General features: G+C 39.4%; 13 protein-coding genes and 1 pseudogene. 7 read left to right on the top strand and 7 right to left on the bottom strand.

The features are described from left to right. Position 1 precedes the first annotated feature (1 nt). Both HGR01_RS05715 and HGR01_RS05710 read left to right on the top strand, forming a co-directional pair. A complete protein-coding gene (locus tag HGR01_RS05715; protein ID WP_045869373.1) occupies positions 2-4,204 on the top strand; it encodes a non-ribosomal peptide synthetase in 4,203 nt (1,400 codons plus the stop codon). A 99-nt stretch (positions 4,205-4,303) separates the two neighbouring features. Beyond that, positions 4,304-5,820 (top strand): transposase gene (locus HGR01_RS05710; protein WP_228045388.1). Its coding sequence is split into 2 segments (ribosomal slippage): positions 4,304-5,195 and positions 5,195-5,820, totalling 1,518 coding nucleotides; the frame shifts between segments, so codons are not numbered across the junction. Here the strand turns inward: HGR01_RS05710 and HGR01_RS05705 are convergent. Then, positions 5,795-6,634, bottom strand: a complete 840-nt coding sequence (locus tag HGR01_RS05705) for a TIM barrel protein (RefSeq protein WP_045869374.1) — start codon at positions 6,632-6,634, stop codon at positions 5,795-5,797. The two genes, HGR01_RS05710 and HGR01_RS05705, sit on opposite strands and share 26 nt — an antisense overlap. Further along, a complete protein-coding gene (locus HGR01_RS05700) occupies positions 6,631-7,332 on the bottom strand; it encodes a hypothetical protein (protein WP_045869375.1) in 702 nt (233 codons plus the stop codon). The genes HGR01_RS05705 and HGR01_RS05700 overlap by 4 nt, the downstream gene beginning before the upstream one ends. A 592-nt stretch (positions 7,333-7,924) precedes the next feature. Here HGR01_RS05700 and HGR01_RS05695 point away from each other — a divergent pair. The 3 genes from HGR01_RS05695 to HGR01_RS05685 all read left to right on the top strand — a co-directional run bounded on the left by HGR01_RS05695 (position 7,925) and on the right by HGR01_RS05685 (position 11,203). Beyond that, on the top strand, positions 7,925-8,680 hold the full coding sequence (locus tag HGR01_RS05695; protein WP_045869376.1) for a fatty acid desaturase: 756 nt from the start codon (positions 7,925-7,927) through the stop codon (positions 8,678-8,680). Positions 8,681-9,705: 1,025 nt separating this feature from the next. Continuing rightward, positions 9,706-10,590, top strand: coding sequence for a GIY-YIG nuclease family protein (locus HGR01_RS05690; RefSeq protein WP_210403075.1), 885 nt, complete (start codon positions 9,706-9,708; stop codon positions 10,588-10,590). A 202-nt stretch (positions 10,591-10,792) separates the two neighbouring features. Then, positions 10,793-11,203 carry a hypothetical protein gene (locus HGR01_RS05685; RefSeq protein ID WP_045869378.1) on the top strand — a complete coding sequence of 137 codons (411 nt, stop codon included), beginning with the start codon at positions 10,793-10,795 and terminating at the stop codon, positions 11,201-11,203. Between the two features lie 124 nt (positions 11,204-11,327). On the opposite strand, the gene HGR01_RS05680 is transcribed toward HGR01_RS05685, so the two are convergent. The 4 genes from HGR01_RS05680 to HGR01_RS05665 are packed head-to-tail and all read right to left on the bottom strand — an operon-like array spanning position 11,328 to position 12,479. Then, complete coding sequence (locus HGR01_RS05680) at positions 11,328-11,684, bottom strand: hypothetical protein (protein ID WP_045869379.1); 357 nt, start codon at positions 11,682-11,684, stop codon at positions 11,328-11,330. Further along, positions 11,665-12,015: a DUF5674 family protein gene (locus HGR01_RS05675; protein ID WP_045869670.1), complete on the bottom strand. Its 351-nt coding sequence runs from the start codon at positions 12,013-12,015 to the stop codon at positions 11,665-11,667. Before HGR01_RS05675 ends, HGR01_RS05680 begins: the two co-directional genes overlap by 20 nt. Positions 12,016-12,057: 42 nt before the next feature. Further along, a complete protein-coding gene (locus tag HGR01_RS05670) occupies positions 12,058-12,297 on the bottom strand; it encodes a hypothetical protein (protein ID WP_045869380.1) in 240 nt (79 codons plus the stop codon). Then, positions 12,297-12,479, bottom strand: coding sequence for a hypothetical protein (locus tag HGR01_RS05665; protein WP_155539117.1), 183 nt, complete (start codon positions 12,477-12,479; stop codon positions 12,297-12,299). The genes HGR01_RS05670 and HGR01_RS05665 overlap by 1 nt, the downstream gene beginning before the upstream one ends. 185 nt (positions 12,480-12,664) lie before the next feature. On the opposite strand from HGR01_RS05665, the gene HGR01_RS05660 reads away from it, so the two are divergent. After that, positions 12,665-15,640, top strand: coding sequence for a poly(A) polymerase (locus tag HGR01_RS05660; protein ID WP_228045385.1), 2,976 nt, complete (start codon positions 12,665-12,667; stop codon positions 15,638-15,640). On the opposite strand, the gene HGR01_RS05655 is transcribed toward HGR01_RS05660, so the two are convergent. Next, the gene (locus tag HGR01_RS05655; RefSeq protein ID WP_045869382.1) at positions 15,637-15,906 is read right to left on the bottom strand and encodes a hypothetical protein; all 270 of its coding nucleotides are present in this window, start codon (positions 15,904-15,906) and stop codon (positions 15,637-15,639) included. The genes HGR01_RS05660 and HGR01_RS05655 overlap by 4 nt on opposite strands. Positions 15,907-16,043: 137 nt before the next feature. Here HGR01_RS05655 and HGR01_RS05650 point away from each other — a divergent pair. Further along, positions 16,044-17,181: pseudogene (locus tag HGR01_RS05650) on the top strand (ISAs1 family transposase). Positions 17,182-17,778 lie beyond the last annotated feature (597 nt).

The raw sequence follows: 17,778 nt of genomic DNA, 5'->3' as shown, positions 1-17,778 counted from the left end.
TATGAGCCAATATATTCTCAGTAGTCTCACAGATGATGAAGAACTCAATTTTTCTCAAGAAGCAGAGGTTTTCGTTTTTCCCACTTCTTTCGCCCAGCAGCGATTGTGGTTTCTCGACCAATTAGCACCGGGTAATCCATTTTACAACGTGTCAACAGCGCTTCGCCTGAAAGGTTCCCTCAACTTCACAGCCTTAAGGCAGACATTCAACGAAATTGTACGTCGCCACGAAATCTTACGCACTAGGTTTGTTATGGTAGACCAGCAACCAGTGCAGGTGATTGCACCCAGCTTAACCATATCTTTTCCCCTAATAGATCTACGCAATTTCAAAAGCCAAGAACGTGAGACACAAGTGCGGCGAATCGCAACCCAAGAGGCTAAATATCCTTTCAATCTCACCACCGGGCCATTGCTGCGAGTAAAGCTACTTCAACTAAATGAAGCAGAATATGTACTGCTGCTAAATCTACATCACATTGTTGCTGATGGCTGGTCAATTGGAGTACTAATTAAAGAACTGGGGGTATTATACAAAGCCTTTGCAGATGATGAGGGATGTCTAATCGCAAGCCCTTTTGCTGGGCGAACAGGTGACGCTTCTAACAACTCCCTGTCTACGCCCCTGCCAGAACTACCCATTCAATATGCAGATTTCGCCCAATGGCAACGGGAGTGGCTGCAAGGAGTGGGAGCAAACAGCACCTCCCCTCTACAAACCCAGTTAGCTTATTGGCAAAAGCAATTAGATGGGCTTTCAGTGCTGAATCTCCCCACCGACCGACTAAGACCAGCAGTTCCTAGCTACAGGGGTGCAAAACAATTTCTAGAGCTACCACAGTCCTTAACTCAAGCGCTAGAGGCACTTAGCTACCAAGAAGGTGTGACCTTGTTCATGACTCTGCTGGCTGCGTTTCAGACTTTGCTCTATCGCTACACCCAGCAAGAGGATATTGCAGTAGGTTCACCTATTGCTAATCGTAACCGTAGCGAACTAGAAGGGTTGATTGGTTTTTTTGTCAATAGTTTAGTGCTACGTACCGATTTATCAGGGAACCCGACGTTTCGAGAATTATTAAATCGAGTACGAGAGGTAACTTTGGGAGGATATGCCCATCAGGATTTGCCCTTTGAAAAGTTGGTGGAGGAACTTCACCCAGAGCGAGATTTAAGCCACCATCCCTTATTTCAGGTTGTATTTAGCCTGCAAAATACTCCCATTGAAGCGCTAGAGTTACCTGGGTTAAAGCTTTCGCTATTCGAGTTTGACAGCAAAACTGCAAAGTTTGATTTAGAGTTCCATCTGTGGCAAGATTTGGAAACTCTGAAAGGACAAGTGGTGTATAGCACCGATTTATTTGATCAAAACACCATTACGCGAATGGTGGGACATTTCCAAACACTGTTAGAAAGTATTGTCGTCAATTCAAAACAGCGTCTTTCAGATTTGCCTTTGCTTACTGAAGGAGAACAACAACAGCTATTAATTGATTGGAACAACACTCAGAAAAGTTACCCGCATAACAAGTGTTTTCATCAGTTGTTTGAAGCACAGGTAGAGCAAACTCCCGATGCGATCGTGCTAGTATTTGGTGATGAACAACTTAGCTACAAACAGTTAAATATACGCAGCAACCAAGTTGCACATTATCTTCAAAAAATTGGTGTAGAAGCTGAATCTTTAGTTGGCATTTGTGTAGAGCGATCGCTAGAGATGATAATCGGGCTATTAGGCATCCTCAAAGCTGGTGGAGCATACCTACCTTTAGATACGAGCCTACCTCAAGAGCGTCTTAACTTCATGCTAGAAGATGCACAAGTTTCAGTAGTACTCACACAAGAAAAGTTGCTCAAGCATTTTCAGGAATTCTCGAAGCCAATTATTTGTATAGATAAAGATTGGACAGCTATTACACAAAACAGCCAAGAAAATCCAACCAATTGTGTAACATTTGAAAACTTAGCTTATGTCATCTACACCTCTGGCACTACTGGGAAGCCTAAAGGAGTTTTAATTGAACATTGGGGATTGTCTAATTTAGTAGAAGCTCAGATTGAGACTTTCAACTTGCAATCGAGTAACCGCATTTTGCAATTTGCATCATTGAGTTTCGATGCTTCAATTTTTGAGATTGCTATGGCACTACGAACAGGAGCAACTCTTTATTTAGCAAATAAAGAATCCCTTCTACCCGGACAACCTTTGCTCCAACTATTGCGCGAAAAAGCTATTACTCATGTCATCCTTCCACCTGCGGTATTAGCAGTCTTACCTACAGAATCACTTTCTACATTGCAAACTATTATTTGTGCAGGTGAATCCTGTACCGATGATATAGTAAAACGTTGGTGGAGTTCTAGCCGGAGGTTTTTTAACGCTTACGGCCCTACTGAAGCAACTGTTTGGTCAACCGTTGCAGAAATTAAATCTGTGAATGAAAAACCTCCCATTGGTCGCCCTATTAATAACATTAAAATTTATATATTAGATAATCATTTACAACCTCTACCAATTGGAATTACGGGCGAATTATATATTGATGGTGATGGACTAGCACGAGGCTACCTTAACCATCCTGAATTGACAGCCCAAAAATTTATTCCCAATCCTTTTAATCAGCAAAATGGAGCGCGACTTTATAAGACAGGCGATTTAGCTCGGTATCGAGTAGACGGTAATATTGAATTTTTAGGTCGCATTGATAATCAAGTAAAAATTCGCGGCTTTCGCATTGAATTATCAGAAATTGAAACAGTACTAAGTCAACATCAAAATGTCCAAAAAGCGGTAGTAATTGCTCAAGAGAATGTATCTGGTGATAAGTACTTAATAGGTTATATTGTTCCCAATGTAAAGACACAAAATATTGCGTCTCTACTACGCAACTTTTTAAAAGAAAAATTACCAGAATACATGGTGCCAAAAGCTTTTGTAATGCTGGATTATATACCATTAACAGCTAATGGCAAAGTAGATATTTATGCACTAACAGCACTAGACACTCCAAACTACTCAAGAGATGAAGCTTTTATCGCTCCTCGTACTCCAACTGAGTCAACTTTGGCAAAAATCTGGGCTGAAATCCTTAACATTGAGGATGTAGGTATACATGACAACTTCTTCGATTTAGGAGGAAATTCACTACTAACTGTACATTGTTTACAACAGATAAATAAACAGTTTGAGCTGGAATTGCCACTATCTACTTTATTTTTAAATCCCACAATTGAAAGTTTAGCAACTTCTCTATCTTCAAAAACAGATTTTATCCCTTCGTCTCCCTTGGTTTCGATTCAACCGACTGGTTCAAATCCACCTTTCTTCTGTGTTCATCCAATTTTTGGCGTTGTCTTTCCTTATTACGAATTAGCTCATCATCTAGGGAAGAATCAACCATTTTATGGGTTACAATCCATTGGCATTGATGGAGAAACTCCACTAACTCGCATTGAGGATATGGCTACCCACTACATTGAAGCATTGCGCTCAGTACAGCCGAAAGGCCCTTATTTTTTGGGAGGTTGGTCTTTCGGAGGTTGGGTTGCTTTTGAGATGGCTCAACAACTACAAAAGTCTGGGGAAGAAGTAGCTCTACTTGCTGTGCTTGACACTGTAGCACCAATTAAGGACAATATACCTTCTTTAAGTAATAGTTTTAAGTTTCTTTTGACTACAGTAATACGATATATATGGCCTTTTTTTCTAGATTATTTGTGTTTAATTACTGCTCCTGGGAAAAACAGAATCAACAGTTTAATTTCTCGGTTTCCTAATTTTAATCAGTTTGTGCAATTACTCCAAAGAAATCTGTTCTCGCACTTCATTCTCAAAGAGGATGCAACAGACAACCTTATATCTAAAGAATCCCAGTTAAGACTTTTAAGCGAGTTAGCAGTTCCCTCTATACTTCGTGTTTTCTATGCTAATAGTCAAGCAGTTCTCAACTATGTTCCGCAAGTCTACCCTAAGCAAATTCATTTTTTCAGAACACAAGTTCAGTCAACCATTGCCGAGAAAGAGCCGAGTATGGGTTGGAATCAGCTAGCCGCAGAAGGAACGGAAATTCATCATATTCCTGGAAATCACCTAACTATGCTGAGAAAACCTCATATCCAGGTTCTCGCCGCACAAATAAAAGCTAGTGTGGTAAAACTTACTAGAGAGGAGTGGAAATCCTGTAATCTTGACCTTGTAGCGAAATAATGGTGCAGAAACTTGGCAAGAAAAAGTCTAAAACCAGAGGCAACATCTTTTGAAGTACTCGATTGTGTTCAAAAAAAATGCCCCTCATGCTGTCAAGCAATGTGGAATGAATACAATAATCCTCGACATATAAGAACGCTCAATGGGGTAGTAGAACTACAGCTAAAAATTCGTCGATGTCAAAATAAGTCATGTCTGCGGTATAAAAAAGCATATCGACCAGAAAAAGAAGGGTCACTCGCTCTACCACAGAACGAATTTGGTTTGGATGTGATTGCTTATATAGGAGCGTTACGCTACCAGGAACATAGAAGTGTTCCTCAAATACACACTCACCTTGAATTAAAGGGTATATGTATCAGTCAACGAACGGTTACGCACCTAATAGACAGATATGACGAGTTACTTTCTTTATGGCTAAAAGACCATAAAAGGTTAAAAGCAATCGTGGCTAATCAAGGACGGGTGATATTAGCAATTGATGGGATGCAGCCAGAAATTGGACATGAGGTATTATGGGTAATTCGAGATTGCTTATCTGGAGAAATTTTACTTGCTAAAACCTTATTATCATCAAGAAATGAAGATTTAGTGGCGTTATTATTAGAAGTAACTAATACCTTAAATGTACCAATTGATGGCGTTGTTAGTGATGGACAACAATCAATTCGTAAAGCTGTTAGGGTAGCATTACCTAGTATCGCTCATGGTTTGTGTCATTATCATTACCTGAAGGAAGCAATTAAACCCATATATGAGGCGGATAGACATGCAAAAAAGGAATTGAAAAAAAAAGTTAGAGGATTACGAGACATTGAACGTAGTATTACCAATGAAACTCAGGAAATGGCAACTATTATTGAAGATTATTGTTCGGCAGTGCGTAGTTCTATAACCAATGATGGTCATCCACCGTTAGAAGCATCTGGATTAAAGTTACAAGAAAATTTGACATTGATAGAGCAAAGCTTAGAGCGGATGGAAAAAAAAGTGCTTTACCACCACCCTTAGTTAACCTAAAACACCTTCTAGCCAAGGGATTATCTACGACTGCATCTTTATTTGCACCTGTGAGGGTTGCATATGAATGGGTTGATAAAGCTAGTAATATTCTCAACAATAAAATAGCTCTTGATGCTGATGGAGTCAAACAAAGTTATCAGCAACTGTTAACAGAAATGTCCCAACAAAAGCAGAAAGCTGGTACGCTGAACACTGCAATCGATAACTTTATAAAAACCACCCATAGCTACTGGTCTGGACTTTTTCATTGTTATGAAATTGAAGATTTTCCTAGAACTAATAATGACTTAGAACATGCTTTTGGTATACTACGTCATCATCAACGTCGTTGTACCGGTCGTAAGGTTGCCCCTTCATCCCTCGTTATTCGTGGTTCTGTCAAACTTGCTTGCGCGTTCGGCTTTGCCGTTGCCGAAGGCATCGCAACTTCGCTTCATTCTTTTACCGCATCTGATTTAGCACAAGTTGATATTCATACTTGGCTCGAATTACGCTCTCAACTGCAAAAACACCACAAAGCCAGAATTGAACAATATCGATTTCGCAGAGACCCCAAGGGTTACTTAGCTAATTTAGAGAGTCGTCTTCTCTAGTAAGTTTTACCACACTAGGTTTAATCAGTATTAATTTGGTGACACGCTCGTATTCCTGTTGTACTACTGATATAGGCAATCGATTTAATCGGCTCTCTAATACCAAAGGAACTTCATCTGGAAATTGAGTAATCTGCGGTAACCACCAAGTATCATCTGTAATCCGGGAGTGTATATCTTGTCTGCCGTCATTATTTGAAATGTGAATTTCTAACAGTCTTTCTAGTGGGAGTCCCAACCATTGATTCAGTACTAGTGAACTTTTATCATGCCAAATGTTGAGATGCGCTAAGTCAATAACTATCTTAATTTGTGGGGTATCTTGGCAAAATTGGGTAACTTCGTCAGCATTATCCAAAAGGTTCTGGGTAGCGCTGATACCAAGTGTGGGATACATTGTTTCCACACCCAGAACAATACCTCGCGTCAGGCAAAGCTGGTGAAGACAATGAATATTTTCTACAAATGTTGTGTATGCTTGGATGCGTTCAGTGGTTTTGGAAAAACTTCCTCCATGCACTGAATAAGCTGTGATACCTATACTGGCCAAGTAATCTGTCAGTCGCTTAAAATAATCCCAATTTTGGGGTTGGGCTAGATTGAAAGGATAGTGGCGATCGCCCCAAACAAAGGCATGGTGTGCTCGATAGAGCATTCCCAGTTTTCCAAAGTCGAAAATTGCTTGTGCAGCATCAGCATCAGGTTTAGGCCCAATTGCTAGTTCAGTATGCAGGACTCCTGCATTCCAAAATACTGTTAAGGCTTCACGGGTTGACACTCCACCATAAGCTGACAAACTCAGATACAACTTCATTGTTCTTGTGTTGCTGATGAATATTCAAAAATTGCAGTTCTAGGTTTTAAAGCAAATACTTTGCTGGAATATCCTACTAAAACACTTATCTCTTGAGCTAATTGCTTTTTTTGTTCTTTTGGATATGGCATATTTGTGAGTAAATCTTCAACTTCACTCCAAATATAGTAGTCAATTTGCTCTTTTATAGAAGTTTCTGTACGGTCGTTCACGTTATAGATGCGTTTATAAAGTATTTCCATCAAATGCTCGACAGAACCAAATCTTAAAGACAGAGTATAGCTGTACCCAATATAGTTCCGTTCGTCATCATAACCATCAAGGTCTTCTTGAATCTGGTAGTTGCTCAAACCTATCGGTAGTTCGAGCGTTGCTAATAACCAAGTAGTTGGATCTTCTGCAATACTAAATTCAGATTTGCGCGTATACCAATTATGACTTTGTGTCTGTTTTAACTCTTGCACAAATGTTCTGAATTCTGGCGTTGGCAACAAGCAGCGAGCATCAGTAGCCAGAGCATTAAAGATGTTTTGAAGTTCTATTGCTTGTGCATCAACCAACGTCTGCTCTGCGGCACGAAGTTCTTGCATTCTTGTTGTTACTAGCTGTTGCAATTGTGCAATATGTGGGTCAAATTGTCTGGCATGATTTTGCACTAACTCTTCATAACTCGAAAATAGAGAATGAGAATCTGTCATGTCTATTGCAGGGAAGAAACTAGTGGTAAGCAGCTATTAGTGCTTTTGTACTAATATACCATTAATCGTGGAATAGCCAGATGGTTTTTTGAAAGCATTGATGATTTGAGCGAACTTCTGGCGATCGCTGTGTTGGGAAACTCTCACTACTATCTGCGGGCTGTCCCAGCCAGAAATTGAAACAGTAGCAACTACCTTGGCACATCAAAGAGTGTGGTCTTTGGCTAGGAAATGAGAAAGGAGCAACATGCAAATGGTGTCGAGCACATAAAAAGCATCGCTACTGTATTTTGATGAACTCCATAGATGCACAAAAGATTGGATGAGCCCAACAACATCACGTCACAGTACAGAGCGATGCCAAGTAACTAGAGAAAGTGGAGGTGATTGACGGTGCTGTGCGTCAAGGCGCGGCGTTGATGTTTTATCCACGAGGGAGCAACTATATTTAGCTGACTTATGTTGCCATTGCCAGTGATAAAAAATGCTTTATTCAGGCTTTGGAGATTGAAGCCCAATATAAAATCAAAAAGCGTAACTGAATTTCATAAATGCAATGCTCAAAAACTCCAATAAGTGTCCAAATGAGTATATGGTTACAGATAATGATGCCAATCATTATCTGTGCCATTGCACTATAGCTGCTCTTATCCTAGTAGGAGCTTACGGTTTATTTGTAGCAGACTTGATTTCAAGTTGGATTTTATTTTTGATTGTTGCCATTACGCTACCTCGTTGGATTATTAGTGTTCATGAACTGCTTCATATTAAAACCGACAAACAAATAAATAAGATAATTAGATGTTTAGGTATTAGTCCTATACCCCTTTCAATTTTGACATTAAGCTATTCACAAATCCGTGATATTCATTTAGCTCATCATCGTAGCCCGGCAACAGAGTCTGATCCAGATGCTTACCATATTCGAGGGAATTTTTTTGTGGTGGTTTTAAATGCCTTAAGTGCGCCAGAACAGAGTTTTGTGCGTTCGCTGCAAGTAAATGGATTTAATCATCAACTAGGACTAGACTTGCTGATCAAACTTTTAATTTTAGTCATATTAATCTTGTTAAATGCTAAAAAATTATTTGTATTTTGGTTATTTCTGCGAATTGTGTATACATTAGGAGATATAGTATTCTTTCGTCTTGTGCATCATCAACAAGGAAAATACGGAACATTTAGGATTTCAATCCCTAGTATTCTCGAAACTTGGGGAGAGCGAATTTTTGGGCAAACTGTGATTCAAGCAACAATCAATCACGATGTACATCATCACAATCCTGGTATTGCTGCACGTCATTTGGCAATGGCAAGACCCTACATGATAATTTCTTCTAATAATTAAAATCAATGCTTATCCTTGACTAATAGATAATTACTGGAGACTTCTAAAACTTCTTTCTCAAGTTATAATTCACACCTGATGAAAATTTTAGCTAGTAAAATTGTATTGTTGTGAAGCGCAGAATTACCCGATCGCATTAAGTTTCAATCCCGTTGCCAGGATTCGTAAAGTTTCAAGCAATAGAAACCTGAAAACTTCTAGTAGCCTCTTGTTGTTTCAATCCCGTTGTCGGGATTCGCTAAGTTTCAAGTAAATGTAATCAGAAAAATAGCTAAAGCTGATAATAGGTTTCAATCCCGTTGCCGGAATTCGCTAAGTTTCAAGTTCCAGCACCCCATCACCAACAGCCACATACTTTTTATACTTAAAAAGCCCTGATAAAAATCCAGGGCTTACTTTTGTATGCGGTTTATTAAATGCCAGCTAGAAAATTTTTGCCAGCGCTTTTCTATACAGTTAATCATCCCTGAATCGATTACTTAAAGATAGTGGGGAAACTACCCATTGTTTACCCATGTTTCTCTGGGTATTTATTTAATAAAGTCTTAAGATTTGTAGATATCTGGGCTAAACACCAAAATGGCTTGATTAGCAAGCACTGATGTTGAGGTACAGATGAACCAGAACAGTTGTCTACTTCAAGGGGCTGGAATGCTTCAGTGATTCAGCCAGATTGATAATCACTCTAGCTGTTGCAGTTTTTTTGTACATCGTTGTTACTTGCTGTGAATGTTTCTATTTTCATACTGCTTGTGCAACCAATTTAGTGAAGATAAATCCCGCCGTGTCGCGTTTCATACCCGCTCTTAGCACGGAGTACGGCGCTACGCGCCTGCTCCTCAGGGGCTTTCACGCTCTCGCTAAGCTTCTGGTAATTTTGAATAAATTGCATTATTGATGTATTTAAAATTCATAAATAATAGGAATAATAAAAATGTCTGTCTACAATATCAATACCTATTAATATTTTAGTGTTACAAGACTTTAGCAATCTACCTTACTTAAATTTAATAGATAAACAGAAGTTGCCTGAATATTCTGCAATTTATTTTGCTGTTGCGTCTGGACAAGTCCTTTATATTGGACAAGCAGTAAATCTTAGAAATCGTTGGCAAAATCATCATCGTTTACCACAATTAGAAGCAATTAATCGTCGATGCCAAGTCAAGCTATTTTGGTTAAATTGCTTACAAAATGAGCTTAATGAACTAGAACGCCAATATATCCAGTTTTATTGCCCAACTTTAAATCAAACTAAAGTACCTCAAAAAAACTTGTCGCCCAGTTTTCAGATGCTAACACTGTCGCTCAAAAAATTAAACGAGCGAGTGCTAGTTTTTGGAATATGCCCTGCTAGTGAAAAACTGCCACTCAAAACATTAGTTATAGGTTATCTGGCTAATTATACAGAAACTCGGCTGGCAACAACATTAGTTCGTAAGAGTTTGCAAGCTGTGAATAGAAAACCCAATAGTTTATTTAGATGGATTGAGTACGATCGGCTTAGAAATGGCGCTCGTTGGTTAACAAGGTGTAATGGTATTGAAACAAGGCTAATTCCTTGGTTTCAAGAACGCATCATGCACAACCCTAGTATGTACAGCGTCATGGAAGAGAAACGTTTTGGAGTTTGGTCTTCAATTCCTTTAGATGAATATGAAAAAATGAGACAAGATGTAAAAGCGATGTCTTTTACTGAAAGATTAGAATTAGCTAGAAACTCAGAAATTGGCTGGAAATTATTTCCCTTGGAGTGTGGTTCACAATTGAGAGTTGTCAGTGGTGTCAAGATTCTCTGCCTTACTAGTGAACAGCTAGAAATATTAGTGGATAAGCATCCATACATACAAGAACAGCATCCAGGTATATGTGCTATTGATGAAGATCCAGTACCTAAGCTATTGTTTTAAATTTTTATATTATTGACTAAATTGCAATCATTGCCACAAGAAAATCTTATTCCTATATTCACATTCTAGAACAATCAATAGGTCTAAGTCCTAGCAGCAATCTCCTTAAAGAAGCTCTATATGATAATTCTGATTAAAAATATTCTCATGGTAGATTTTTAACAGTGCTGTTTGCTTGTCCCACCACACTAATATCCACAATATGAACATCAATCGATTACAAGAACTCAAGCAAAAACTGACTCATGAGGCAGACTTATCTAATATCTGGTTATTTTATATGGATCATTTTGCAGATCATCCGCAATTTACTGATATGGGTGAGCCTACCCATAATGAATATCTACATAGTGTTATCCGCAAGACTTGTCACCAAATGTTTGGCAGGGAAACAAAAATTACTGACTTTTTATCGATTTATATTGCAAAGTATCATTTTTTTCATGGGCCTTTCCAAGCTGAACGGCGTATTGGAGGTGTAATTTATTTTGAGGATATAAAAATTGGGTTAATTGCAGTGTCGGCAGATTATCCTCCTACCGATGCGGTTAAGTATTCACGTTTTTCTGAAGTGCTTCAATTGCCGACACTTAATGGCAACGAGCTCAATTGAGATGAGGGGAACGCAAAGGAACTCTCCAGAAATGCGAGTGCATTCATGAACTATTTATCCAAGAATCTCGGGGATTACTCATATTTTATGCAAAACTCAGAATACTGCGAGCGCGATTAAAATTCTAGATGGATTCGGACAACAAACCTGACATATCTAATACTCGCGCTGACCAAGCACTAGCTTGCTCGGACATATTTCTGCGTTCGCTCTCATCAGACCAAAGACTATCAAACTTTAATTTCCACCGTGCTATTTGAACTTGAATGTTGACTAATTCTTCGGCACATTCCGGTTCAATTTCTGCTGCTGTCCATTCGATAAAATACATAGTTTCATCTGCCACACTTTCAACTGCTTCCGGGTAAGCAGTGTTACAAAATGTTCTCAACCTGGCTAAATTAGAAGCTATATGTCCTAAACGATTTGATGTATTTTCGCTTTGAAACCTTGCTTGTTTTTCATTTAATTTCTGGTTCATAACCACCGATTAACTCCTGAGTGATTTGTTTAACACGTTCTTGAATTGCTGGGTCTTGAATTAGCATCGAGCGATTATTTTGACTGGGGCGAATGTTAATAATTGATTCATAGGCAATTGATTGATTAAAAGGAGTCCAGTCAGCACCCCAAATATCTCGCTGTCTACTACCATCTTCGAGCAATGCTGCTTCACAGAAAGCGTGTTTTTCTCCTCCCCCGGCTAATATCCCTCTTTCTATATCTACTGCAACTTTAATGTAAATTTTCAATGTTTGCAGCATTTGCTCAACTTGTTCTAGCGTCGCTCTTTCTCTGATAATCAGTACCAAAATTTCATCCTTACACAATAAATTACCCAAAGCATTATTGCATCAGTCTTTCATCTCAGTCTCCAGCACCCTCAACACTTTCTCCTCCAAATCCGTCAAATAAGCCCGCTTAAGCTTCCCCAACGACTCCAAGAACTTCTGCACCGATTCCTCCAGTCCACTGGAATACACCTGACTAATGCGCTCGCCCAGCACCCGCCCTTGCCCCTCTGTCGTTGGTAATTTGTGATCAATTTGATCACATTTTTCAACCAAGTTATCAAAAACAACAGATGCATCCATTAGAAGATAAGACTGGCGGCGACTATGCCCAAAGCGATGGCTTCTCCTAAGGGAGACGCACCGCGAACGCCAACGGCAGCGTCAAAGACGCGCAATTCTGCCAATGCCTTACGCGCCTCAAAAAATGATCTCTCGACTTTTCGCTCTAGGTGCAAGCGATCACTGTTTTGGCATTGCCCCAACTTCTGAAGTATAATGTATTATAAAAGTAATACATTAATCAAATCACGGTAAAAGCATATGTAGTCCCTCATCTCAATCAAATTCGGTTCAAGTGGCGAAAGTTAACTTGCTTAGTTGTTTAATTTCGTCACGAAATTATTTGATTACAGAAAAAGGGAATATGTCAAAATCAGAAAAGAAAAAAATGGCAACCAGTCGCGAGGTTTACCATCGCATTATCTGGGACGAGCGTCTTAATAGCAGTGCTTTTGTTGTCGGTTATATTGAACGCCTTGCATCTACAGGAATCAGAGAAAAACCTCTAACCCAATGGGCGACAGATGGTGATATACCTTGGCATCGCATCCGCTATATCCGTTGCCAAGACGTGGTTGTTTGGGATCGGGAACAGCATTTAGATTTAATTTCCAGTGGAGAGTTACCTGCGGCGGCGTGGAAAAGCGAGACTAGAGAAAATACAGGGGAAAAAGTTGTCACTGTATTCGATAACACAGCGATATTCATTCCACGACCCGTTTATAAATACGATATTCAAGGTTGGCAAGCAGATACACAAAAAGCCGAAGATGTCAATTTAGAAACTTTGACAATAGTTAGTTTTAACGTGCTTTGTGACCTCTACGACAAGGAGAAAATTGCAACTGAAAAAAGATTACCAGCAATTGTTGAGGAGTTACGTCAATGTAACGCAGATATCATCGCCATCCAAGAAGCAACACCAGCTTTAGTAGAGTTACTTTTATCGCAAACTTGGGTACGCAATTATTATATTTCCGAATCCAGTGCAGCCGAAAAAGTGCGACCATTAGGTAATTTATTATTGTCGCGTCTGCCTTTTACACTCGTTGAACATCAATTTTCTGGACACAAGCGGGTATTGGTAGGGAGTTGTGAAATTAACGGTCAATTATTGCACATTGCAGTCGTGCATTTAACCAGCGATTACGCGCAAAATGCCTTAGAAAAACGCCAGCATCAGCTATCTACCATAGTTGCATATCTGCAAACTTTACCAGGAAATAGCTTGATAGTTGGTGACTTCAATACCCGAGGGAACGAACAAGAAGAGATATTAATGGGTGCTGGATATGTCGATATCTGGCAACAACTACATCCAGATGCAGCAGGTTATACATTTGACCCACAACGCAACTCCTTAGCGGCGTTGATGAGTTTAATGGGAATACCAGTTAGGCTCGATCGCATTTTACTGCTCAATCCAAACCATGATTGGCAAGCGCAGTCAATTAGCTTATTTGCTTGTGAACCAATAGCAGATACAGAGGGGAAAATTTATCCATCAGATCATTTTGGTCTTCGTGCAGTTCTAAGAGCAAGAAGACAGGGAGAAACAGAGACGGGGCGACGCACAGAGAAGCCTGTGTTTCTCAATCCGAGTGAGGTATCTTCTCTATCTACAGCCCGCCCAGTTTATCAGAGTGCTGTAGTTGTGATTCCAAAAGACAATGTGTTACCTGCAATCCAAGCCATCCGTGAGCGTTATGATGCCAGAGTTGAGCGGTGGATGGCTCACATTAATTTACTTTACGGTTTTCTGAGCGAATCTTATTTTGCCGAGGTGGTAGACATGATTGCGCCTGCATTGGCTCAATTACAACCATTTCAAATTACCTTAGCCGATTTCCAAACATTTACACACCGCAAAAGTTCTACCGCATGGTTGCGTCCTGTTGTCCAGCCAGAAAATGCATTGCATGAGTTACAGAAGGTACTGCAAAATCTGTTTCCCCAATGTAACGAGCAAAGTAGCAAAACAAAAGCAGGTTTTACACCCCACCTCAGCGTCGGACAATTTCCCAGTCCGGAAGCAGCCTTGGCTGAGTTACCGCAATGGCATCCAGTTAGTTTTACAGTTGACTCTGTCGCCTTAATTAGTCGTCGCGGTGATGAGCCTTTTGCGGTGAGACATATTGTTTATTTGGGAGAAAGCGGAGTCACACATTCTTCCGAATTGGGGAAGTTGGTTAATAACTTGGAACCTGAACTAATGCCAGCACAGCAATTACAGCGTGACACAGTATTAGAAGTGGTGACTCAAGCTTGTGCAGAATGTTTAGGTTTTCAACCATCACTACAGTTATTGGGTTCGGCGCGTCTCGGGGTACAAAGTCCCGACAGCGATTTGGATGCTGTGTGTGTGATTCCGACTTATTTATCAGGGGAAGCTTTTCTAGCTAGCGTTCAAGAACGGTTGCAAGGATTATGCCACACTCAACTAGTATTAGATGCACGAGTCCCTGTACTGCGCCTGCAATTAGAAGGAATATCCTTAGATTTACTTTACGCAAGGGCCCAAAACTACCAATTGGCAAGGAAAAATCCGCAAAACCTTGACCCCATTAGCTTAAAATCTATTGTCGGTTGTTGGGAAGCGGATGTAATTACAGAGGTAGTTAGCAAATATGTATCGCCTGACACCTTTCGGCAGCTATTGCGAGCAGTACGCGCCTGGGCTAAAGCCAGAAATATTTACGGTAATGCTTGGGGTTTCTTGGGTGGTTTTTCCTGGGCGTTACTCTGCGCTTTTTGTTGTACATTAGACAAAAAATCAGAAACAAGCTTAGAGAAATTACTGAGTAATTTTTTCCAAATTTTGCACCATCATGATTGGCAACAGGCGATTGCACTTACAGATGTAGGTAGACAATATCAGGTACAATCCCCAAGAGACTGGTTACCTGTAGTCACATCAATAGAACCATGTCAGAATACTGCTCGTAATGTCACCCGTTCTACTGCACAGATAATCCAAAGCGAATTTGCTAGAGGTGCAACACTGACTAAGCAAATTTTAGCTGGTGAACAGAAGTGGACAGCTTTATTTGAAACTATCGAGTTACACCAAGAATCAGAAATTTTCTTGATATTAAAGGTGAGTAATCAAGATGAGCATGAGCTAGAAAAATGCTGCGGTATTTTAGCAGGTTACATCGTTGGTTTAATTATTCAGCTTGAGCAACTTGGTATCTTTGTGCGACCTTGGACAGGTATTCAAAAGATGCAGAATACAGCGCGTTTAGTATTGGGTTTGCATCTTGTTGCTAATTGTCAAAGCACTACCTTAGAACAGTTAGCGAGAGATTTTTTATCACAGTTAAATTGTCAAAATACTAGTGTTGAGGTGATGCTTTCAAATTAAATTTCTTGCCAATCATTTGAATCACATTGTTCACCATTGCATTGGCAAGCTTTGGACGGTTCTCTGACAAGCCAAAGTTTCCAATCTTTCTTCTTGAGAGCATCAAACTGTGCCCTGGCTAATTTACTATTTTCATTACTGGGAATGTTTAACGTAATATGCCAATATTTACCGTGCTTTTTACCTTTTATTCTCTCAAATTTCTGTTGTTTTAATTTAGCAGCTAATTTATCTAAAAGGTCACTGTTTAAACAGGGTAAGCTCATCTAATTTGGTATAAAGAAAACTTGACAAATCAAAGAAGATAGGAGGTAGGGAATGTGTAGAAAATGAACTTGACTTTAGAGCAAGATGAATGAGATGAATTCAATTGCTCGATGGAAAATCACCTGGAATCAAATCGATGTCAGAGGGCTTTGAAACTAAATCTGCTGATAGTGTCAAAAATATTTGTATTCAGCAAAAATCAAGAGAAATAACAGACATTGGCATTATTCAACAGAGTTTAGTTGAACATTTCTCAGATATCAAAGACCATAGAGTAGAGCGGACAAAAAAACATCAATTCACAGATATTTTAGTCATTGCAATTTTAGCAATCATCGCTGGAGCGCAAGGATGGGAAGACATTGAGAATTATGGCATCAGCAAGCAAACATGGTTAGAAGAGTTTTTGGCATTACCAAATGGTATTCCTTGCCTGACGGCACGCTACGCGAAAAGATGATACATTTCGACGAGTGTTTGAGTTTATCGACCCAGAAGCATTAAACCGATGTTTTTTGAGATGGGTAGAAACCCTGATCACAAAAATGGGAGGAGAAATTATCCCCAGTAGACGGAAAAACAATTAGGGGTTTTTATGACCGCAATCAAGGTCAAAGTGCACTCCATCTCATAAGTGCCTGGGCAACTGAACACAGTTTAGTGTTGGCACAAGTGAAAGTAGAAGATCAGTCCAATGAAATTACGGCTATTCCGGCATTATTAGAGTTACTAGATATTACTGGCGCTATCATCACTATTGATGCAATGGGAACACAAACCGAAATTGCCAAACAGATTATCGCCAAAAAAGCCGATTATGTCCTGGCACTTAAAGCCAACCATCCGACTCTCTATTCTCAAGTTAAAGAATGGTTTGAAAAGCGCAAGCACAACAATGGAAGGGGATAAATGTTAGTTATGACAAACGGATTGAAAAAGCGAAAAGTTTGTGGGGAAGGTTTCCTTCCACAAAACTTTTCAAGACAGGACATCATCGCACAGAAATTCGTGAGGTTCAATTTTATCTCACTTCTTTAAACAGTGATGCTCAAATTATCGGTCGGGCTATCCGCAAGCATTGGGGCATTGAAAACGAGGTTTATTGGACTCTTGATTGTACCTTAAAAGAAGATGCTTGTCGCATTCGTTCTTTTCACAGCCCCCAAAATTTTGCTCTGTTACGACATTTGGCTCTCAATGCTCTTAACCGTGAACAGACCCACAAACGTAGTCTCCGTCAAAAAATGAAACGCACTGCTATGGATAACAATTAAGTAAGTTGGTGAGAAAAAACAGAACTAAGTTAAGAAAGGTAAATAAAGCTATAATCCTCTTCCATCCTGCCTTCTGCCTCCTGCCTCCTGCCTTGCCATAGCGATAATTTTTAACACCAAGCTACTTATATGATTCAGGTTCTCAGTTGTTTCATTGACAATACTTTAGATTCTTCTGATTCCTTGTGTCAAGCCTGATTGAGATACTCTTACCCTGCATATAAAAGCACCATGACCATGATTTATCGCTCTCAATACTGACTTTAATAATTGTTGTATTTTTAACGGTTTTTGATATTAATCATCTACCAAGAAAAAGATGGTTGTTAATAGCGTTCCAAAACCTATGCTAGTCATGGAAGAAGTATGAATCGAAAAGCTAGGAACTTTCATTTTGTTACTTTTCCCGTGGTTTTTCTAATTCACATTATGTATCATTTTTTTCAATTATACGACTAAAATAGTAGTGTAATAACTAAGAATTACGAATTATTTTGACAATGATAAATTTTGTAATTATAGCCATTTACTGGTATGAATAACTTGGTTTCAGGTAGACATTTTTTCACTTCTTCTGCTATTGGTGCATGAAAATTA

It is taken from the genome of Tolypothrix sp. PCC 7712 (assembly GCF_025860405.1).
Classification (GTDB): domain Bacteria; phylum Cyanobacteriota; class Cyanobacteriia; order Cyanobacteriales; family Nostocaceae; genus Aulosira; species Aulosira diplosiphon.
Note: the sequence above shows the minus strand (reverse complement) of the source record. Positions and strands in the feature narration are given on the sequence as shown.

Bases quoted from the DNA above. Each gene is read 5' to 3' on its own strand.
- HGR01_RS05695 (WP_045869376.1), top strand. From the start codon at position 7,925: ATGGTTACAGATAATGATGCCAATCATTATCTGTGCCATTGCACTATA.
- HGR01_RS05680 (WP_045869379.1), bottom strand. From the start codon at position 11,684: ATGAACCAGAAATTAAATGAAAAACAAGCAAGGTTTCAAAGCGAAAAT.
- HGR01_RS05700 (WP_045869375.1), bottom strand. From the start codon at position 7,332: ATGACAGATTCTCATTCTCTATTTTCGAGTTATGAAGAGTTAGTGCAA.
- HGR01_RS05660 (WP_228045385.1), top strand. From the start codon at position 12,665: ATGGCAACCAGTCGCGAGGTTTACCATCGCATTATCTGGGACGAGCGT.
- HGR01_RS05715 (WP_045869373.1), top strand. From the start codon at position 2: ATGAGCCAATATATTCTCAGTAGTCTCACAGATGATGAAGAACTCAAT.
- HGR01_RS05705 (WP_045869374.1), bottom strand. From the start codon at position 6,634: ATGAAGTTGTATCTGAGTTTGTCAGCTTATGGTGGAGTGTCAACCCGT.
- HGR01_RS05670 (WP_045869380.1), bottom strand. From the start codon at position 12,297: ATGGATGCATCTGTTGTTTTTGATAACTTGGTTGAAAAATGTGATCAA.
- HGR01_RS05655 (WP_045869382.1), bottom strand. From the start codon at position 15,906: ATGAGCTTACCCTGTTTAAACAGTGACCTTTTAGATAAATTAGCTGCT.
- HGR01_RS05685 (WP_045869378.1), top strand. From the start codon at position 10,793: ATGAACATCAATCGATTACAAGAACTCAAGCAAAAACTGACTCATGAG.